General features: G+C 64.5%; 17 protein-coding genes and 1 other RNA gene. 5 read left to right on the top strand and 13 right to left on the bottom strand.

Annotated elements, in window-relative coordinates; genetic code table 11:
* Positions 1-48 precede the first annotated feature (48 nt).
* Positions 49-1,302, top strand: a complete 1,254-nt coding sequence (locus CK224_RS19505) for an FAD-dependent oxidoreductase (protein WP_095782879.1) — start codon at positions 49-51, stop codon at positions 1,300-1,302.
* A gap of 38 nt (positions 1,303-1,340) precedes the next feature.
* On the opposite strand, the gene CK224_RS19500 is transcribed toward CK224_RS19505, so the two are convergent.
* Both CK224_RS19500 and CK224_RS31950 read right to left on the bottom strand, forming a co-directional pair.
* The gene (locus CK224_RS19500) at positions 1,341-2,618 is read right to left on the bottom strand and encodes a 4-aminobutyrate--2-oxoglutarate transaminase (RefSeq protein ID WP_095782878.1); all 1,278 of its coding nucleotides are present in this window, start codon (positions 2,616-2,618) and stop codon (positions 1,341-1,343) included.
* A gap of 60 nt (positions 2,619-2,678) precedes the next feature.
* Complete coding sequence (locus tag CK224_RS31950) at positions 2,679-3,026, bottom strand: hypothetical protein (protein ID WP_245426012.1); 348 nt, start codon at positions 3,024-3,026, stop codon at positions 2,679-2,681.
* On the opposite strand from CK224_RS31950, the gene CK224_RS19495 reads away from it, so the two are divergent.
* Genes CK224_RS19495 through CK224_RS19485 form a run of 3 tightly spaced genes read left to right on the top strand, consistent with a single transcriptional unit; the run spans position 3,016 to position 8,164 of the window.
* Entirely contained in the window at positions 3,016-3,999 is a 984-nt protein-coding gene (locus CK224_RS19495; RefSeq protein WP_245426075.1) for an efflux RND transporter periplasmic adaptor subunit, read from the top strand. The genes CK224_RS31950 and CK224_RS19495 overlap by 11 nt on opposite strands.
* Positions 3,996-5,069 carry an efflux RND transporter periplasmic adaptor subunit gene (locus CK224_RS19490; RefSeq protein ID WP_095782876.1) on the top strand — a complete coding sequence of 358 codons (1,074 nt, stop codon included), beginning with the start codon at positions 3,996-3,998 and terminating at the stop codon, positions 5,067-5,069. The genes CK224_RS19495 and CK224_RS19490 overlap by 4 nt, the downstream gene beginning before the upstream one ends.
* Positions 5,069-8,164, top strand: coding sequence for an efflux RND transporter permease subunit (locus CK224_RS19485; protein WP_095782875.1), 3,096 nt, complete (start codon positions 5,069-5,071; stop codon positions 8,162-8,164). The genes CK224_RS19490 and CK224_RS19485 overlap by 1 nt, the downstream gene beginning before the upstream one ends.
* A gap of 39 nt (positions 8,165-8,203) precedes the next feature.
* Here CK224_RS19485 and CK224_RS19480 read toward each other — a convergent pair whose 3' ends face one another.
* The 11 genes from CK224_RS19480 to ffs all read right to left on the bottom strand — a co-directional run bounded on the left by CK224_RS19480 (position 8,204) and on the right by ffs (position 19,550).
* Positions 8,204-8,950: an ABC transporter ATP-binding protein gene (locus CK224_RS19480; RefSeq protein WP_095783114.1), complete on the bottom strand. Its 747-nt coding sequence runs from the start codon at positions 8,948-8,950 to the stop codon at positions 8,204-8,206.
* Positions 8,947-9,807: an ABC transporter ATP-binding protein gene (locus CK224_RS19475; RefSeq protein ID WP_095782874.1), complete on the bottom strand. Its 861-nt coding sequence runs from the start codon at positions 9,805-9,807 to the stop codon at positions 8,947-8,949. The genes CK224_RS19480 and CK224_RS19475 overlap by 4 nt, the downstream gene beginning before the upstream one ends.
* 10 nt (positions 9,808-9,817) lie before the next feature.
* Complete coding sequence (nikC, locus tag CK224_RS19470; protein WP_095777521.1) at positions 9,818-10,738, bottom strand: nickel transporter permease; 921 nt, start codon at positions 10,736-10,738, stop codon at positions 9,818-9,820.
* Positions 10,735-11,802 (bottom strand): ABC transporter permease, encoded by a 1,068-nt coding sequence (locus tag CK224_RS19465; protein ID WP_095777522.1) that lies wholly within the window; start codon positions 11,800-11,802, stop codon positions 10,735-10,737. Before CK224_RS19465 ends, nikC begins: the two co-directional genes overlap by 4 nt.
* 18 nt (positions 11,803-11,820) lie before the next feature.
* Complete coding sequence (locus CK224_RS19460; protein ID WP_095777523.1) at positions 11,821-13,458, bottom strand: ABC transporter substrate-binding protein; 1,638 nt, start codon at positions 13,456-13,458, stop codon at positions 11,821-11,823.
* Positions 13,459-13,732: 274 nt separating this feature from the next.
* On the bottom strand, positions 13,733-15,007 hold the full coding sequence (locus tag CK224_RS19455; RefSeq protein WP_095783113.1) for a lytic murein transglycosylase: 1,275 nt from the start codon (positions 15,005-15,007) through the stop codon (positions 13,733-13,735).
* Positions 15,008-15,191: 184 nt separating this feature from the next.
* A complete protein-coding gene (gene recR / locus CK224_RS19450) occupies positions 15,192-15,797 on the bottom strand; it encodes a recombination mediator RecR (RefSeq protein ID WP_095782873.1) in 606 nt (201 codons plus the stop codon).
* Between the two features lie 121 nt (positions 15,798-15,918).
* Complete coding sequence (locus CK224_RS19445) at positions 15,919-16,899, bottom strand: cell wall hydrolase (protein WP_095783112.1); 981 nt, start codon at positions 16,897-16,899, stop codon at positions 15,919-15,921.
* A 216-nt stretch (positions 16,900-17,115) separates the two neighbouring features.
* Positions 17,116-17,439 (bottom strand): YbaB/EbfC family nucleoid-associated protein, encoded by a 324-nt coding sequence (locus tag CK224_RS19440; protein ID WP_066996259.1) that lies wholly within the window; start codon positions 17,437-17,439, stop codon positions 17,116-17,118.
* A 90-nt stretch (positions 17,440-17,529) separates the two neighbouring features.
* Positions 17,530-19,347, bottom strand: a complete 1,818-nt coding sequence (locus CK224_RS19435; protein ID WP_095782872.1) for a DNA polymerase III subunit gamma/tau — start codon at positions 19,345-19,347, stop codon at positions 17,530-17,532.
* Between the two features lie 106 nt (positions 19,348-19,453).
* An RNA gene (gene ffs, locus CK224_RS19430) (signal recognition particle sRNA small type) lies at positions 19,454-19,550 on the bottom strand.
* A gap of 180 nt (positions 19,551-19,730) precedes the next feature.
* Between ffs and CK224_RS19425 the strand changes: the two genes are divergently transcribed.
* On the top strand, positions 19,731-20,150 hold the full coding sequence (locus tag CK224_RS19425) for an HIT family protein (protein WP_066996253.1): 420 nt from the start codon (positions 19,731-19,733) through the stop codon (positions 20,148-20,150).
* The last annotated feature ends 6 nt before the right edge of the window (positions 20,151-20,156 follow it).

Raw genomic sequence — 20,156 nt, 5'->3', positions numbered from 1 at the left:
ATCGCCACTTGGCGGAAGATCCTAGATTTGAAGGCAAAAAGGGTTGCGATGAAGAACGGGGTGGTCATTGTCGGTGCGGGTCATGCCGGCGTGCAGGCGGCCGCTAGCCTGCGTGAGGAAGGCTATGACGGGCCTGTCATCCTGATCGGCGACGAGAACGAGCTGCCCTATCACAAGCCGCCGCTGTCCAAGACCTTCATCAAGGAGGCCGAAGCCAAGCCGCAGCCTTTGCGCGGCGAGGCCTTCTATTCCGGCAATGCCATCGACTACCGGCCGGGCGTTTGGATCGACAGGATCGATGGTGGCGAGCGCAGGCTGGACGTTTCAGGCGGCGGCACAATTCCCTTCGACCTACTGGTGCTGGCCACCGGCTCGCGGCCGCGCCTCCTCAAGCTCGATGGCGCGGAGCTCGCCGGCGTGCTGTCGCTGCGCTCGCTGGCCGATGCGCGGCTGATCCGCGAGTTGAGCGCGCAGAGCGAAGAGGTCGTCATCCTCGGCGGCGGCTTCATCGGCCTCGAAATCGCAGCGACGCTGAGGGCCGCCGGCCGCAAGGTCACCGTCGTCGAGGCGCTCGACAGGCTTCTCGGCCGCGCCGTGGCGCCGGCGATCGCGGCGCATGTGCGCCAGCGCCTGGAGGCGATGGGCGTGCGCGTGCTCACCGGCACCACGGTTGCCCGTCTGGAAGGCGAAGGCGGCCGCGTTTCGGCCGCGATCACGTTAAGCGGCGAGCGCCTGCCGGCGCAACTGGTGATCATCGGCATCGGCGTGGTGCCCAATGTCGAGCTGGCCGAAGCCGCCGGCATCGCGATCGCCAACGGCATCCGCGTCGACCAGCATATGCAGAGCTCGATCCCGGAAATCCTCGCCGTCGGCGATGCCGCCTCCTACCGGCACTGGTTCACCGGCGGCGACGTGCGGCTGGAATCGGTGCAGAACGCCACCGACCAGGCGCGGCTTGCCGCGCGCACCATCGTCGGCCACGCCGAACCCTTCGCGGCCGTGCCTTGGTTCTGGTCGGATATCGGCGACATGAAGCTGCAGATGGTCGGCCTGACGCAAGGCGGCGACAGCCATGTCGTGCTGGGCGAGCCGGCCGAGAACAAGTTCTCGATCTACCATTATGCCGGCAACAGACTGCTCGGCATCGAATCCGTCAACCGCCCGGCCGACCACATGCTCGGCCGCAAGATGCTCGGCGCCGGCTTCTCGCCCGCGCCTCACACCGTGGCAGCCGGGCCGGATGCGCTGAAGGCGGCGCTTGCGGCCTTCAGCCAGGACGAGCCGGCAAGGGCCGCAGGCTGACGCGCTTACCCTCCCCCTTGTGGGGAGGTAGGGTTGGCTCAAGCCGCCCGCGCCTCGCGGATCGAGGTCTCGAGGATATCCAGCGCCTCGGTCATGACGCCGTCCTGGATGGTGATTGGCGACAGGAAGCGGATGACGTTGCTATAGACGCCGCAGGTGAGCAGGATGAGGCCCCTGTCGAGCGCCTTCAGCCGCACCGCATTGGCTAATTCCGCCGAGGGCAGGCCCTTGTTCACATCATTGAACTCGACGGCGTTCATGAAGCCCGGGCCGCGGATGTCGACGATCTCCGGCACGTCCTCGCGGATCGACGCCAGCCGCTGCTTCAGCCTGGCGCCGAGCGCGTTGGCACGCTCGCACAGCTTTTCTTCCTCGATGACGTCGAGCACGGCATGCGCCGCGGCGACGCCGATCGGGCTGCCGCCATAGGTGCCGCCGAGCCCGCCCGGTCCAGGCGCGTCCATGATCTCGGCGCGGCCGGTGACGGCCGACAGCGGGAACCCGCCGGCGAGGCTCTTGGCCATGGTGGTGAGATCCGGCGCCACGTCATGGTGCTCCATCGCGAACATCTTGCCGGTGCGGGCAAAGCCGGTCTGCACCTCGTCGGCGACAAGAAGGATGCCGTGCTGGTCGCAGGTCTTGCGCAGTGCCGTCATGAAATCGCGCGGCGCCTCGTAGAAGCCGCCCTCGCCCTGCACCGGCTCGACAATGATGGCCGCGACCCTGGCCGGATCGACATCGGCCTTGAACAACTTGTCGAGCGCTGCAAGCGAATCCGCGACCGACACGCCGTGCAGCGCGACCGGGAACGGCGCATGGAAGACATCGGCCGGCATGGCGCCGAAGCCAACCTTGTAAGGCACGACCTTGCCGGTCAGCGCCATGCCCATGAAGGTGCGGCCGTGGAAGCCGCCGGAAAAGGCGATAACCGCCTGGCGACCGGTGGCGTTGCGCGCGATCTTGACGGCGTTCTCGACCGCCTCTGCGCCGGTGGTGACGAAGACGGTCTTCTTGTCGAACTTGCCGGGCAGCATGCCGTTCAGCCGCTCGGCGAGGCGCACATAGCTCTCGTAAGGAACGACCTGATGACAGGTGTGGGTGAAGCGGTCGAGCTGCGACTTGACCGCCTCGATCACTTTCGGATGGCGGTGACCCGTGTTGACCACCGCAATGCCCGACGAGAAGTCGATGTAGCGGCGACCCTCGACGTCCCAGATTTCCGAATTCTCGGCACGATCGGCGTAGATCTGCGTGGTCATGCCGACGCCCCGCGAGATCGACTGGTTCTTGCGTTCGGAAATGGCTGAATTCTTCATCTCACACCTCATCGGGCAGGCGCCCGCTCTGTTTTGATGCCGTCAAAGCCTCTTCTGACCTTATTTCAGGTTTTCCTCAAGTCGGCACATTGGCTCAGTCGATTGGGCCTGCCGCAAGGCCGAAATCGATCTCGACCAGCCGGTCGATCGTCGGGCAGAAACAGTTTCCTTTTCCGGCCGATCGATTATCCTCGCTTCAGCCGCGACGTGCCGCTGCCGGGAGCGGCTCCCGCGGGCCGAGGGAACCATGAGCAGGAACGCGACATCGTCCGCCTTGCCGTCCTTGCCGCTCCGCCCTGCATGTTGTCCAAACACCTTGCTGCTGCTGACCTGTGTCGCGGCGCTGTTGGTTTCAGGTTGCCAGAAGCAGCAGGCAGCCGACAAAAAGCTGCCCGTGATGGTGACCACACAGACGGTCGCGCTTGCCGACTACGCGCCGCGGACCTCGCTGACCGGGGTGATTGCGGCCCGCACGCTCAACAATCTGTCGTTCCGCGTCGGCGGGCGCGTCGCCGAGCGGCTGGTCGATGTCGGCCAGCATGTCGATAAAGGGGCGGTGCTTGCCCGCATCGATCCGCAGGAACAGGAATCGGACCTGCGCTCGGCTCAGGCCGACCTCGACGCCGCGCAGGCGCAGCTCACCCAGGCGGCGGCCACTTACCAGCGGCAAAAGACGCTGCTCTCCCAGGGTTTTACCACCAGACGCGATTTCGACACCGCCAACCAGACGCTGAAAGTGGCGCAAGGCAGCGTCGATGCGGCGCAAAGCGCCTTGGCCAACGCCAAGGAAAATCTTTCCTTCACCGAGCTCAAGGCAGGAGCCGGCGGCGTCATCACGGCGCGCCAGGTCGAAGCCGGGCAGGTGGTGCAGGCGGCGCAGACCGTGTTCACCGTCGCCGAGGACGGCGACCGCGACGCGGTCTTCAACGTGCATGAAACGCTGGTTGCCCAGACGCCGCCCTCCCCGGCGGTGACGATCACGCTGCTTTCCGACCCTCAGGTCAGGGCTGTCGGCAAAGTGCGCGAGATCTCACCGGCGGTCGATACCCAGTCGGGATCGATCCGGGTCAAGGTCGGCATTCCCGATACGCCTGCCGGCATGCCGCTGGGCGCGGCCGTGATCGGCACGGTCAGCGCCAAGTCCGTCAAAGCCGTCTTGCTGCCCTGGCAGGCGCTGACCTCCACCGCCGGCAAGCCCGCGGTTTGGATCGTCGACCCGTCGAGCAAGGAGGTGACCGCGGCGCCGGTCGAGGTGCTCGCCTTCGATTCCGGCGTGGTCGTCGTCGACAGGGGTCTGCAGGAAGGCCAGAGCGTCGTGACGGCCGCCGGACAGTTGCTCAGTCCCGGGCAGACGATCGAGGTGGCGGGGTCCAGCCAATGAACCGGTTGCCGCACATAGCTTCGCTGGTTCTTCTTGCTGCGCTTGCCGCCTGCTCGCGTTCGGACGAGAAGGCGCCTGAGGTCATCCGGCCGGTCCTGTCGATGGTGGTCGAACCGAAGACCGTCGAGACCTTCGGCTTTGCCGGCTCGATCGAGCCGCAATACAGCGCCGACCTCGCCTTCCGCCTGCTCGGCCGCGTCGTCTCGCGCGACGTCAAGGTCGGCGACATCGTCAGCAAGGGCACGACGATCGCGGCGCTCGATCCGACGGCGCTGGAGTTCGCCGTCCAGGCATCGAAAGCCGATCTGTCGAACGCGCAGGCGCAATTCGCCAATGCCGCGGCCAGCGAGGAGCGGCAGCGCCAACTGCTTGCCTCCGCCAATACTTCGCAGGCTACGTTCGATGCCGCCAAGCAAGCGCGCCAGGCGGCGGAAGCCGGCGTCGAGCGCGCCAATGCCGCTCTGGCCAAGTCGCAGGAGCAGCTCGGTTATGCCCGGCTGTTCTCCGATTTCGACGGCGTCGTCACAGCGATCGGCGCCGAAGTCGGCCAGACGGTTTCGCCGGGACAGACCGTCGTCACCGTAGCCCGCACCGATCCGCGCGAGGCAGTGGTCGACATTCCCGACCAATTGACCGGCGATCTCACCGTCGGCGCGCCGTTCGAGATCATTCTGCAATCGCTGCCGACCATCAAAACCGACGCCAAGCTGCGCGAGGTCGCGCCGCAATCGGAGGGCTCGACCCGCACCCGCCGCGTGCGGCTGACCCTGGTCAATCCGCCGTCAGCGTTCCGGCTGGGCTCGACGATCACGGCGACGCGCATGACCAAGCTGGCGCCGACAATCGAACTGCCGATATCGGCGCTGCTGGAAAAGAATGGCTCGGAAATGGTGTGGGTCGTCGATCCGCAGTCCTCAAGCGTGAGCGCGCGCGAGATCAAGATCGCGTCGAAAAAGGGCGGCAGCTTCACGGTGGCCGAAGGCCTCGAGGCAGGCATGCGCGTCGTCACCGCGGGCGTCCACAGCTTGAGCGAAGGCCAGAAAGTCAAGGTGCCGGAGGGCGGGGTCTGATGCAGGGCTTCAATCTTTCCGATTGGGCGCTCAGCCACCGCTCCATGGTGTGGTATTTCATGCTGGTCTTCGTCGTGGCCGGGATTTTCTCCTATCTCAATCTCGGCCGCGAGGAAGATCCCGCCTTCACCATCAAGACCATGATCATCCAGGCCAATTGGCCGGGCGCCTCGGTCAAGGAGACGGTGCAGCAGGTGACCGACCGCATCGAGAAGAAGCTCGAGGAGCTCGACAGCCTCGACTTCACCAGATCCGTCACCACGGCCGGCCAGACCGTCATCTTCGTCAACCTGAAGGACACCACCAAGGCGCGCGATGTCGTGCCGAACTGGCTTCAGGTGCGCAACATGGTCAACGACATCAAGGCGCAGTTGCCGCAAGGCGTGCAGGGACCGTTCTTCAACGACCGCTTCGGCGATGTCTACGGCAACATCTACGCCTTCACCGCCGACGGACTTACGCCGCGCCAATTGCGCGACTATGTCGAGGATGTGAGGACAAAGATCCTGACCGTGCCGAATGCCGGCAAGGTTGACCTGGTCGGCGCGCAGGACGAGGCGATCTACCTGGAATTCTCCAGCCGCCAGATCGCCGCGCTTGGCCTCAACCAGCAGCAGATTGTCGCCAGCCTGCAGGCGCAGAACGCCATCACGCCGTCCGGCGTCGTGCAGTCCGGTCCGGAGCGCGTCAGCGTGCGCGTCGGAGGCCAGTTCACCTCCGAGGAGAGCCTGCGGGCCATCAACCTGCGCGTCAACGACCGCTTCTTCCGACTGAGCGACGTGGCGACGATCAGGCGCGGCTATGTCGACCCGCCGACGGCCTTGTTCCGCTTCAACGGCCAGGATGCGATCGGGCTTGCCATCGGCATGAAGCCGAACGCCAATCTGCTCAAATTCGGCGAAGCGCTGCACGAGGAGATGCAGAAGGTGCTGGCCGACCTGCCGGTCGGCGTCGGGGTGCATCTGGTCGCCGACCAGCCGGTGATCGTCGAGGAGGCGGTCTCGGGCTTCACGCGGGCGCTGTTCGAGGCCGTCGCCATCGTGCTCGCCGTCTCCTTCATCAGCCTCGGACTGCGCGCCGGCTTCGTCGTCGCACTATCAATTCCGCTGGTGCTGGCCATCACCTTCACGGTCATGGCGTATCTCGGGATATCGCTGCAGCGCATCTCGCTCGGTGCGCTGATCATCGCGCTCGGCCTTTTGGTCGACGATGCCATGATCGCCGTCGAGATGATGGTGGCGCGGCTGGAGGTCGGCGACAACCTGCGCAAGGCGGCGACCTATGTCTACACCTCGACCGCCTTCCCGATGCTGACCGGCACGCTGGTGACAGTCGCCGGCTTCATCCCGATCGGGCTCAACTCGAGCGCCGCAGGCGAGTACACCTTCACGCTGTTCGTCGTCATCGCGGTGTCGCTGCTGGTGTCATGGATCGTGGCGGTGCTGTTCGCGCCGCTGCTCGGGGTCACCATCCTGCCGGCGACGATGAAGGAAAAACATCACGACCAGCCCGGCCGGTTCACGTCACTGTTCCGGCGCGTGCTTGTCTTCTCGGTTCGCCGCCATTGGCTGACGATCATCGTGACGATGCTTGTGTTCGCGGCCTCGGTCGCCGGCTTCGGCCTCGTCCAGCAGCAGTTCTTCCCGCCATCGGACCGGCCGGAGCTGATCGTCGACTGGAACCTGCCGCAGAACTCCTCGATTACCGAGACGCGCGACCAGATGGAGCGCTTCGAGCAGCGGGCGCTGGTCGGCAACCCCGACATCGACCATTTCAGTTCGTACATTGGCCAGGGCGCGGTGCGCTTCGTGCTTGCCTATGACGTTCAGTCGGCCAATCCCTATTTCGGTCAGACCGTCATCGTCACCAAGAGCATCGAAGCGCGCAACCGGGTGAAACCGGCGCTGGAAAAGCTGCTGCGCCAGGAGTTCGTCGGCACCGACGCGTTCGTCAAGCCGCTCGAGCTCGGGCCGCCGGTCGGCAGGCCTGTGCAGTACCGCGTCGGCGGTCCCGACATCCAGACGGTGCGCGAAATGGCGCAACAGTTTGCCGGCGTGATCTCCGCCAATCCGAGGCTCGCCGCGCCGACCTTCGACTGGAACGAACCGCAGCGCGTGATGAGGGTCGACGTGCTGCAGGACAAGGCGCGCCAGCTCGGCATCACCTCGTCCGATATCGCCAGCGCGCTGAACAGCACGGTGGGCGGCTCGACGATCACCCAAGTGCGCGACGCCACCTACTTGATCAATGTCGTTGCGCGCTCGCGCGAGGCGGACCGCAGCTCGATCTCGACGCTGCAGAACATGCAATTGCCGACCGGCACGGGCGAGTCGATCCCCTTGGCTGCCATCGCCAATTTCCGCTACGACCTCGAGCAGCCGACAGTGTGGCGGCGCAACCGCACGCCGACAATCACCGTGCGCGCCGGCCTGGTGGGCGACGTGCTGCCTGCGACCGTGGTCAACGAGCTTAAGCCTTCGGTCGAGGCCTTCATCGCCAAGCTGCCGCCCGGCTATTCGGTCGAAATAGCGGGCTCTGTCGAAGAAAGTGCCAAGAGCCAAGGACCGATCGCGGCCGTGGTGCCCTTGATGCTGTTCATCATGGCGACCATCCTGATGGTGCAGTTGCAAAGCTTCCAACGCCTGTTCCTGGTGGTGGCGGTGGCGCCGCTCGGGCTGATCGGCGTGGTGGCCGCCCTGGTGCCCAGCGGCGCGCCGCTCGGCTTCGTCGCCATTCTCGGCGTGCTGGCGCTGATCGGCATCCTGATCCGCAACTCGGTCATCCTAATCGTGCAGATCGAGGATCTCGTCGCCGAGGGCAAGGACCGCTGGACAGCCGTGATCGAGGCGACCGAGCACCGGATGCGGCCGATCGCGCTGACGGCGGCGGCGGCCAGCCTGGCCCTCATCCCGATCGCGCGCGAGGTGTTCTGGGGACCGATGGCCTACGCGATGATGGGTGGCATCATCGCCGGCACGGCGATCACGCTGCTCTTCCTGCCGGCGCTTTATGTGACGTGGTTCCGGATCAAGGAGCCGCCGAAGCGGGTGCGGGATGGCGCCAAAGCAGACGTGATCGTTGCTGCGGAGAGTTAAAAGCCAGGTCGCACCCCGTCGCGAACCTGCGAGAGAAAACTACACCCTCACAAACCCCTCGCTCGCCCGAAGCAGGTTGCGCGTATAATCCTCGCTCACGCGGTGGCCGATCAGCTGGCTTGCGGTCAGCGTCTCCACCGCTTCGCCGTTCTGCATCACCATCAGCCGTTCGCACATATGGGTGATGATGGCGAGGTCGTGACTGACCATCAGAAAGGTGAGCTTGCGCCGCCGCCGCACCTCTTCGAGCAGGTTCAGCACCTCGGCCTGGACAGAAGCATCGAGCGCCGAGGTCGGCTCGTCGAGCAAAAGGATCGAAGGTTCGAGGATCAGCGCGCGCGCGATCGCCACGCGCTGGCGCTGGCCGCCGGAGAGCTGGTGCGCATAGCGGAACCGGAAACCCTTGCCGAGGCCGACTTCGTCCAGCGCGCGCTCGATGCGCTTCTCGCCATCCTGGATTGCGTGAATGGCGAGCGGTTCCTGCAGCAGCCGGTCGACGGTCTGGCGCGGATGCAGCGACCCATACGGATCTTGGAAGACCATCTGCACGTCGCGGTAAAAGGCCTTGTCGCGGGTCTTGCCAAGCGTCTTGCCGTTGACAGCGATGGTGCCGGCAGCGACAGGCGCAAGGCCGGTGATTGCCTTGAGCAGGGTCGACTTGCCGGAGCCGCTTTCGCCAACCAGGCCGTAGGACTCGCCTTCCCTGACTTCGAGTTTAACGCCCTTCAGCGCGCGGAAGCGGTCGAAAATCACCTCCAGCCCTTCGATGGTGATGGCGGCCGTCATGCCGCCCACTCCGGCTTGCGGTCGAGCACTGGCAGCGGGTGTCGCTCGAAGCCGATCCTCGGCATGCAGTTGAGCAGGCCGCGCGTATAGGGATGCTGGGCCTCGCGCAGCTCGGACGCCTTGAGCTGCTCGACCACCTTGCCGGCATACATGACGACCACGCGGTCGCAGAAGGAGGACACCAGGCGCAGATCATGCGAGATGAAGATCAGCCCCATCCCGCGCTCGGCGACCAGCCTGTCGAGAATGTTCAGCACATCGAGCTGCACGGTGACGTCGAGCGCCGAGGTCGGCTCGTCGGCGATCATCAGTTCCGGCCCGGCGATCAGCATCATGGCGATCATCGCGCGCTGGCCCATGCCGCCCGAGACCTCATGCGGGTGAAGGTCGAAGACACGGGCCGGATCGCGAATCTGGACCGCCCGAAGCATCTCCAGCGCGCGCTCGCGCGCTTCGGCCTTTCCAACTTTCTCATGCGTGCGCAGCGTCTCGACGATCTGGCGGCCGATGGTCATCACCGGATCGAGCGAGTATTTCGGGTCCTGCAGGATCATGGCGATGCGGTTTCCCCGCAGCGCACGGCGCCGGCTGGATGACATCGACAGCAGGTCGATGCCGTCGAAGCGCAGCTTTTTCGCCGACACCTCGGCCTGCGGCGGTGTCAGGCCCATGATGGCGCGGCCGGTCTGCGACTTGCCGGAGCCGCTCTCGCCGACGATGCCCAGCCGCTCGCGGCCGAGCGAGAAGGACACGCCGCGCACCGCCTGCACGATCCCGGTGCGTGTCGGGAAAGTGACGCGCAGATCGTCGACTTCGAGCAGCGTACCTTTCGTTTGCCTATCGGAATTGCCGCTCATTGGTCGCCACTCATTGGTCGCCGCTCCGGGGATCGAGCGCGTCGCGTAGGCCGTCACCGAGCAGGTTGAAGCCGAGGCTGACGATAAGGATGGCAGCGCCTGGCGCGGCAGCCACCCACCACTGGTCGAGGATGAAGCGGCGGCCGGACGCAATCATCGCGCCCCATTCGGGCAGCGGCGGCTGCGCGCCGAGGCCGAGGAAGCCGAGGCCGGCGGCGGTGAGGATGATGCCTGCCATGTCGAGCGTCACCCGGATGATCAGCGAGGAGATGCAGAGCGGCATGATGTGGCGCAGCACGATGCGGAAGGGTGAGGCACCCATCAATTGCACCGCCTTGATGTAGTCGGAATTGCGCACCGTCAGCGTCTCGGCGCGCGCGATGCGCGCGTAAGGCGGCCAGGAGGTGATGGCGATCGCCAGCACCGCGTTCTCGATGCCGGGGCCGAGCGCCGCAACGAAGGCCAGCGCCAGCACCAGCTTCGGGAAGGCCAGGAAGATGTCGGTGATGCGCATCAAAATGGCATCGGTCCAGCCGCCGGCATAGCCTGCGACGGTGCCGACCAGCAGGCCGATGGGCGCGGCGATGATGGCGACGAGGATGACGACATAGAGCGTCCAGCGCGAGCCGTAGAGGATGCGCGAGTAGATATCGCGGCCGAGGTCGTCGGTGCCGAACCAATGCGCGGCGCTCGGCGCCAGCAGACGGGCATTCTTCAGGTCACCCACGGTTGGCGAATAGGGTGCCAGCACGCCGGCAAGCGCGGCTACCACCACCAATGCGAGAATGATGAGCAAACCGACGAGCGCGAGCCGGTTGGCTGTGAAGCGCCGCCAGGCCACATAGGCGCGGCCGAGCCTTGCCTGCATGCGCGAGGCCGGCCTCTCGCTGAGCAGCCATTCGCGACGGGTTTGTATCGTCTCGGCGCTCATTCGACTTTCGTCCGTGGATCGAGGAGCCGATAGAGCAGGTCCGACAGAAGGTTGATGGCGATGAAGACCGAGCCGATGATGATGGTGCCGCCGAGCACCGCGTTCATGTCGGCGTTCTGCAATGAATTGGTGATGTAGAGGCCGATGCCCGGCCAGGAGAAGACGGTCTCGGTCAGCACCGAGCCTTCGAGCAGGCTGGCATAGGAAAGCGCGATCACCGTCACCATCGGCACAGCGGCGTTGCGCAGCGCATGGCCCCAGATGATGCGCGTCTCCGACAGGCCCTTGGCGCGGGCGGCGACGATATATTCCTGCGCCATCTCGTTCAGCATGAAGGAGCGCGTCATGCGGCTGATATAGGCGAGCGCGAAATAGCCGAGCAGGGAGGCCGGCAGGATGATGTGGCGGTAGGCGTCGTAGAAGACATCCCACTGTCCCTGCATGGCCGCATCGAGCAGGTAGAAGCCGGTGATCGGCGTGAAAGTGTATTCGTAGACGACGTCGAGCCGCGCCGGAAAGGCGACCCATTGCAGCTTGGCGTAGAACAGGACGAGGCCAAGCAGCCCCAGCCAGAAGATCGGCACGGAATAGCCGATAAGGCCGATGATGCGCACGATCTGGTCGACGAGACTGCCGCGCCTGACAGCAGCGAGCACGCCGAGTGGCACGCCGATGACGGCGCCGATGATCGTGCCGAGCGTCGCCAGTTCGATGGTCGCCGGGAAGACGCGGCGGATGTCGGACATCACCGGATTGGTGGTCAGCACCGAAGTGCCGAAATCGCCGCGGAGCGCACTTTTCACATAGATATAGAACTGTTCGATCAGCGGCAGATCGAGGCCCATCTCGCGGCGCGTGCGCTCGACGACGGCAGTAGGGGCCCGGTCGCCGAGCACGGCCAGCACCGGATCGATGGGAATCACGCGGCCGATGAAGAAGGTCACAGCGAGAAGACCGAGATAGGTCGTCACCGCGATGACCAGGAAACTGCCGAGCGCGGATAGAATGGCGACGGCACGGGCGCTGCCGCGCCCGGCCACCGCCTGGTTTTCAACTATGCTCACGCGGCGCGTCCGAGAACGCTATTCCTTCGAGACCGCACCGACGAAGTTGGTGTCGAAGCTCGGTCCGAGCGCGAAGCCCTTGAGGTTCTTGCGCAGGCCCGCCACTTCGAGCTGCTGGTGGATGACGACGAAGGGGCTGGTGTCGAGGATCTTCTTCTGCAGATCCTTGTACATGTCGGCGCGCTTAGCCGAATCCTTCTCCAGCAGCGCCGCCTCGGTCTGCTTGGTCAGGTCCGGAATGTCCCAGGCATTGCGCCAGGCCAGGGTCTTGATCTTGGCGGCGTCGGAATTGTCCGGGTTCGAGGCGAAGGTCTGGGCATTGGAATTCGGGTCGAAATAGTCCTGGCCCCACTGGCCAATATAGATGTCGTGGTTGCGGGCGCGGTATTTGGTCAGCGTCTGCTTGCCGTCACCGGGAATGATCTCCAGCTTGATGCCGGCCTGACCCAGCGTCTGCTGGATCGATTCCGCCATGCCTGTCTCCGGCTGTTTACTGCGTACGTCCATGGTCACGCTGAAGCCGTTAGGCAGGCCGGCCTTGGCCAGCAGTTCCTTCGCCTTGGCGACATCGAGCTTGAACGGGTTGTCGTCGATGGCGCCGAGGTCGCCCTTGGGCAGGAAGGACTGGTGGATCTCGCCGATGCCCTTGAGGATGGTCGAGCCCAGCGCATCATAGTCGACCAGGTACTTGAAGGCCTGCCGAACCTCCGGCTTGGCGAGGTTGGCGTTCTTCTGGTTGAGGCTGATGTAATAGACCGTGCCCTTCGGCGCGCTGGTGGTGGTGAGATCGCCATTCTTGGCGATGGCGTCGAGATCGTTCGGCTCGAGGTTGCGGGCGACGTCGATATCGCCGGCCTCGAGCGCCAGACGCTGCGCCGAGCTTTCCTTCATGAAGCGGTAGATAACGCGGGCGAGCTTGGCCTTCTCGCCGTTGTAGTTGTCGTTGCGTTCCAGAACGACGACTTCATTGGCGCGCCATTCGCGCAGCTTGTAAGGGCCGGAGCCGGCATAGCCGGTCTTCAGCCAGGCATTGCCGAAGTCGTTGTCCCATTTGTAGTCGGCGCTCGGCGTGACGGCGGCGACATGTTCCTTGACCAGCTTGCTGTCGACGACCGAGGCGACGGTAGCCGACAAGCAGTTGAGCACGAAGCTCGGCGCATAAGCCTTGTCGACAACGAACTGGAAGGTGGTGTCGTCGACCGCCTTAGCCTTTTCGGTGACGTTGTCGCCGCTGATGCCGAACTGGTTGATGATGAAGGCGGGGCTCTTGTCCAGCTTGATCGCGCGCTCGAAGGAATAGGCGACGTCGGCGGCGGTGATCGGATTGCCGGAGGCGAACTTCATTCCGGGCTTAAGCTTGAAGGTGTAGGTCAGGCCGTCGTCGGAAATAGTCCAGCTCTCGGCGAGATCGCCCTTGACTTTGGAGGTGTCGCTGAGGTCGAGGCGAACCAGGAGATCGTAGGTGTTGCCGGTAACCTCAGCGGTTGACAGCTCGAACGCTTCGCCCGGATCCATCGAGATGATATCGTCGAAGGCGAAGCCTTCGACCAACGTGTCGGCAGGCGTGACCGCAAAGGCCGGCACCGCGAGCAGCGCCGACATCGCCACACCCGCGAGCAAGCCACGAGAGCGAAGAGCAAACCTTTCCAGCATCATGGTAGTCGTTCCCTGTTTTGTTGATTGTTGACCTGAGTTCCCGGCTCAGGGTTGCAGAATTCCTTGGGACCGATCGACGGCCCACCGACCTTACCGTCGTGGTTTTTGTCCAGTTGGTCAACACCCTATTCAGCTGCGTTCGAGCCCGCAACGCGCATTTTGCGAGACGCTTATTGGGCCAGAATGGGCCGTTGCGAGTCGACCCAGGCGCCGGCTAGTCGAAGCCGCCGATTGGGAAAAATCTGCCAACTCCTGGCCGCTTGGAAGTCGCCCGTCATTTTAGCTGCGCAACCAGGTTCGCGTCCGGAAAGCAGGTGGCGGCCTTGCCGTTCTTCGCTTGCCAGACGCCGATCGAGCGGCGTGTCTTGAAGCCGGGCAGGCCGTCGGCACTGCCGACATCGTAGCCCTTGGCCTCCAGCGCTTGCTGGAGGGCAGCGATATCGGACCGGTGGAGATCGCCCACCCGCCCCCAGGTGCCGGCAAAGGTGGTGTCGCCTTTGGCGATGCGATCGGCGGCGTGGCCGATGAACAGCGCATATAGATCGCTGGTGTTGTATTGCTTCAGCACATAGAAATTCGGCGTGACGATGAAAGCGGGGCCGCTGCGTCCGGCCGGCATCAGCAGGAAACCCTCGGCCTTGAGTTCACTGGCCGGAAACGCCTTTCCGTCGACGCGCCTGATGCCCATCGCCACCCAGTCAGAAATCTTCTTGCCCTGGTCGGGTCCTTCGAGCGCGCAGGAGACGTTTGCCGGCGCAATCACCTCGGTCCCCCAGCCGCGCCCCCTCACCCAGCCATAGTGGACAAGATAGTTGGCGATGGAGGCGAGCAAGTCCGGCGTCGAATTCCAGATGTCGGGCCGGCCGTCGCCGTCAAAGTCGACGGCATGCTTGAGGAAGGACGTCGGCATGAATTGCGGCTGGCCGAGCGCGCCGGCCCAGGAGGACTTCATCGCATTGACCGGAGCGAGCCCGCGCTCGACGATCTCGAGTGCGGCCAGCACCTCCGTGCGGAAGAAATCCTTCTTCGTCGACATGAACGCCTTGGTGCCCAGCACCTCGAAGGCGTCGTAAGGCATCTTGGCGGCGCCGAAGCCGGTCTCGCGACCCCAGATCGCCAGCACGATCTCGCCAGGCACGCCGTACCGCTTCTCGATGAGCCCAAGCACGCGGGCGTTGGCGCTTTCGCGCGACCGTCCTCCGCCGGTGACGGCCCGAATGATCTTCTCGGCGAAATAATTGGCGGGCGGACCGAACTCCGCCTGGTGCTGTTTTTGCGGCGTCGCCGGCTTCTCGCCGGGCATGACGAGATCCGGCAGTTTCAGGTTCGGCTTCACGCCGATGAAGGCGGCGTCGAAGGTCTTTTTGGAAATGCCTTTGGCCTTGGCCTCGAGCCAGAGGTCGTTTTGCAGCCAGGCCTGGAATTGGTTGTCGATGGGCGTGGCGCGAGCGGGGAGGGTGAGGAGGACGGCAAGCGCCGCAAGGAAAAATGCGAAGCCGAATTTGGAAAAGCCGCGTTCTGTCGCGCCCCCCTCTGTCTTGCCGGACATCTCCCCCACTTGGGGGGAGATTGGCTGTTTCGGTGCCCCGCCTCTTCCTGCGACCTTGGATATTGGCGAAAGCCGGCGTGACGTCTGATCTCCCCCCTTGCGGGGGAGATGTCCGGCAAGACAGAGGGGGGTGGGACGGAGTGCGGCCTTTCCGGGAAAAACGCCAGTCACCAATCCCCTCCCTTCAAAACGCCGTCCTCGAGCGCAGCGCCGCGGCAAGCGTGCCTTCGTCGAGATAGTCGAGTTCGCCGCCGACCGGAACGCCATGCGCGAGCCTAGTCACCTTGACCTCGAAACCCGAGAGCTGATCGGTCAGGTAGTGCGCCGTGGTCTGGCCCTCGACGGTGGCGTTGACGGCAAGGATCACCTCCTTCACCTCGCCGCCGGCGACACGGTCTACCAGCGAGCGGATGTTGAGCTGGTCCGGGCCGATGCCGTCGAGCGGCGACAGCGTGCCGCCGAGCACGTGATAGCGCGCGTTCATGGCGGCGGCGCGTTCCAGCGCCCAGAGATCGGAGACGTCCTCGACGACGATAAGCGTGCCGGCATCGCGGCGTGGATCGGTGCAGATCATGCACGGGTCGGAGGTGTCGACATTGCCGCAGGTCGAGCAGATGCGCACTTTATCGGCCGCCTCGCCCATGGCTGCGGCTAAAGGCTCGAGCAGCTGCTCCTTCTTCTTGATGAGATGGAGAGCCGCGCGCCTTGCCGAACGCGGCCCGAGCCCCGGCACCTTGGCCAGGAGCTGGATCAGGCGTTCTATCTCTGGACCGGCGATTCTTTTCGACATCGCTCTGATCTAGAGCAATTCCGGGAAAAGTGCGAAACGGTTTTCAGAGCGCTTTGGTGACATCCGCAACAGGAAATGATCCGCCATGCCGTCAAGGCGGATCATTTGATGGCGGGTTGGCTCAGTAGGCTTCGAGCGGCCGGGACTGGCTGACGATCAGCGCGCCGATGGCGTCGGTGTTCTCGGGCGTCGACTGGAATCCCATCGCCGCTTCCTGCGGGGCGCTCGGAACGGAGGTGATGTAGCGGCCTTTCAACGTGCCGCCGAAGCGGGAGGCGTCGGGCTCCTCCATCGGCTCCTGCATCGCCACCATGATCGGCTTCGCGGTGACGCGGCCGGCCTTCTGCCCTGGCGCGGCGGAGGCCGTCACATAGGTCTGCTGGGCAGCAACGGTTGTGGTCTTGGCCGGAAGCGCCGGCGCGGCAGCCGCGGTCGTGGCGGCCGGATCAGCATGCACGATCGTCTTGACCACCGGCTCGGCGGAAGCGACGAGGACCGGAGCGGTGGGATCGATCTTCTGCGACTTGCCGGAGGCCATGGCGACCATGGGCTCATCCGGCAACGGCTGCCAGTTGCGGCCGCGCTTCTCATAGAAGGCATTGCCGCCGGCCACCATCGTGTAGTGCATGTTCTTGTAGGGGAAACGCAGGCCGGCGGTGTGGAAGAACATCGTGTTCTTGAGCTTGGCCTTGCGCTCGCCTTTCAGCACTGCCTCGGCGGCTTCCTCGACATCTGGCAATGCCCGCGAATTCATCGGGCGCGTCAGCACGCCTGGGGCGAACTGGCCCTTTTCGCCGACGACCTCGCAGATCGTGCTGCCATGCTGGCCCGAGCGCAGCCGGTTCATCACGACCGTACCGACGGCGATCATGCCGTCACGGCTCGACCGGTTGGACTCGAAGAACATCGCCCTTTGCAGGCACTCCTTGTCCTTCATCGAGTATTTGTAGGAACGCGAGCTGAGAAAGCTCGGGGTGACGGCGTCGGTCAGGCTCGCCACCGACATGCCATGTGAAGCGGTCTGGCTGCAGCCGGCCAGGAACAAGGGGGAAGCGGCGATGCCGATAAGCAGCAGCGGCGTCTTCCATCGCGTCGCGATCAACAAAAAAGCCTCATTTCCAGATGCCAGCCCGCCCCGAGATGTGGCAAGAATGAGACTCTTTCAGGCAAAAAGATGGCTAGATGGTTAGCAACCTCTGGACTTGGGTAAAACTTTATGAATGTCGCGAAATGAGCCCGTGAGCATGCCGGCAAAATGGTTAATATTGCGGCCCAGGCTCAATTCTCGTTCACAATCAATTAACTGGTGGCAGATGCCTTAGAACGGCAATTTCATTCCGGGCGGTATAGGCAAGCCCGCAGTCAATGCCTTGGTCTTTTCCTGCATGACCAGCTCGACCTTATTTTTGGCATCATTGTGAGCGGCCAACAGCAAGTCTTCGAGGATCTCCACCTCGTCGTCCTTCAGCAAGGACGGATCGATCTTCAGCGCCTTCATTTCGAACTTGCCGGTCAGGGTCACGCTAACCAGCCCGCCACCCGCCTGCCCAGTGGCTTCGAGGGTGGCGATCTCGTCCTGCATGGCCTGGAACTTGGCCTGCATTTCCTTTGCCTTGCCCATCAGGCCGAGAAGATCCTTCATCGTAAAACTTCCTCTTGTTGGAATCTACGTTAACGCGAGCATGATCTTGACCGAAACCGGTCCGTACTTTCCCTGACGCGTTCGTCAGCTCTAAATCTCTTCGTCGTCGGCAGCCGGCTCAACCGGCAGGTCGGCGTCAGCGCCTTCCGCTTCCGGCACATCCGGAATGCGCACATCGATGATCTTGGCGCCGGGAAAGCGAGCGAGGATGGCGGCGACGGTCGGATCGCTCCTGGCATCGGAGAAGGCGTTCTCGCGCTTGGTCGTCTCCATCTCGGCCAGCGTCTGGCTACCCTCTTCCTTCGACAGCGAGACCAGCCAGTTGCGGCCGGTCCAGGCACGCAGCTTGGAGGTCAGGTCGTTGAGCAGCATCTTGGGCGCATCGGCGGTCAGGCTGACGTCGATGCGGCCAGGCTCGATGCGCACCAGCCGCACGCAGCGCTTGACCAACACCTTGAAGGCGATGTCGCGGTTGGCATCGGCAAGGGCCGCGATGTCGGCCAGCGACTTCACCGGAACGGCGGGGGTTTCGATGACCGGTTCGGGCGCCGGGACGAAAGCGGCAGGCGCGGGCTGCACCTCGACCAGCCGCATGGTCTGCCCTCCGCCGTTAGAGGCCGGCATCCGCGCCGGCGCCACGGCATTTGTGCCGCCCGCACTGCCTGGACTTGCCGGCGCTCCATTGGCGCGAGGAGCGCCGTTCGGCACAGGGGCCGCCCCCTCCAGCGATTTCAGCGCTTCGTCCAGCGTCGGCAGGTCGGCGGCGTGCGCCAGCCGGATCAGCACCATCTCGCCGGCGCTGACCGGACGGTTGGAGGACTGCACCTCGGGAATACCTTTCAGGAGCATCTGCCAGGTTCGCGAGAGCACGCGCACGGACAGCGTGCTCGCAAATTCGGCGCCGCGCCGCCGCTCGTCCTCGGAGAGCGAGGCATCATTGGCCGCGGCCGGCACGAACCGCAGACGCGTAACGAGGTGGCTGAATTCCGCCAGGTCGGTGAGCACCGCGGCCGGATCGGCGCCGGTATCGTATTGCGCGCGGAATTCGGACAAGGCCGCTGCAACATCGCCCTTCATGACGTGCTCGAACAGGTCGATGATGCGGGCGCGGTCGGCCAAGCCCAGCATGGCGCGAACGGCGTCAGCGCTGACGGTGCCGCTGCCATGGGCGATCGCCTGATCGAGGATGGAGAGCGAATCGCGTGCCGAGCCCTCGGCGGCCCGCGCAATCATCGCCAAAGCCTCATCATCGACGGAAATGCCTTCCTTGGCGGCAATCGAGGAAAGATGCGCGACGAGCGCGCCGGCATCGATGCGCCTCAGGTCGAAGCGCTGACAGCGCGACAGAACCGTGATCGGCACCTTGCGGATCTCGGTGGTGGCGAAGATGAATTTGACATGCGGCGGCGGCTCTTCCAGCGTCTTCAACAGGCCGTTGAAGGCCTGGGTGGAGAGCATGTGCACTTCGTCGATGATGTAGACCTTGTAGCGGGCCGAGACCGGCGCGTAGCGGACGCGGTCGATGATGTCCCTGATGTCGTCGATGCCGGTATGGGAAGCCGCGTCCATCTCGATGACGTCGACATGGCGGCCTTCCATGATCGCCTGGCAATGCTCGCCGGGGGTCGAAAGGTCGACGGAGGGCTGGTCGACGGTGGCGGTTTTATAGTTCAGGGCGCGTGCGAGAATGCGCGCCGTTGTCGTCTTGCCGACACCGCGCACGCCGGTCAGCATCCAGGCCTGGGCGATGCGGCCAGTGGCGAAGGCATTGGTGAGCGTGCGGACCATCGGCTCCTGGCCGATCAGTTCGGAGAAATTGGAGGGGCGGTATTTGCGCGCCAGCACGCGATAGGCGCCGGCCTTTCCTGTCTCCAGGCTTTCTGGCCCCGAATTTCCGGCTTCGCTCATTCGCCGTCAAAAGCTCCAAGGACCGCGACGGAAGGCGGCCGATTCCTGCGCATAGTCTCGCCCGCACGGCTCGGCGCCGTCAATGTCGCGGGAGAAAGGCGAAGAGGCGGGAGGCTGGAACAATGACCCGTTCCGGGCTCGTTAGGGCTGCTTCCTTCCGGACCTGACCCGGTTGGCGAGTGGATCGTCCACCACCAACCTCCCAAGCTCCATATCGGCAATTCAGCGGCGAAATGCAAGGGTCGTAGTGGATCACCGGCCAGGCCATGCGGTGCAGACGACCTTCAAATCCGCAGGAGCGGTCAATGATTCGCTTGCAGCCACCTTGCCGTCGCTCTAGCGTTCAGGGTTTGAAGCATTCTCGAAAAGTGAGGGAAACGCCCATGCTGCCTGGCCTAAAGGCCGGTTTCACACTGGACGCCCGATTGGAGGCGGACAGTGAGCAGCTCATGTGGCTCGGCCTGTGCGAGCTCCGGCTGATGAACGATCGCCGCTGGCCGTGGCTGGTCCTGGTGCCGCAGCGGCCGGGCGTGGAGGAAATCCACGACCTGACGCCGCTCGACCAGACGATGCTGACCTTCGAGACCAATATGGTGGCGCACGCGCTGAAGCGGGTGACCGGCTGCACCAAGATCAACACCGGGGCGCTCGGCAACATCGTGCGCCAGCTGCACGTCCATGTCATCGCCCGCAGCGAGAGCGACCCCGGCTGGCCAGGGCCGGTCTGGGGGCATGGCATGCGCGAGCCGTATGAGCGCTCCGACATCCGCCGGTTTGCCGAAAAGATCAAGGCAGCGCTATAAGCCCAT

The organism is Mesorhizobium sp. WSM3862 (assembly GCF_002294985.1).
Lineage (GTDB): Bacteria > Pseudomonadota > Alphaproteobacteria > Rhizobiales > Rhizobiaceae > Mesorhizobium.
The sequence above is the reverse complement of the archived record's forward strand: the minus strand, read 5'-3'. Positions and strand labels throughout refer to the sequence as shown.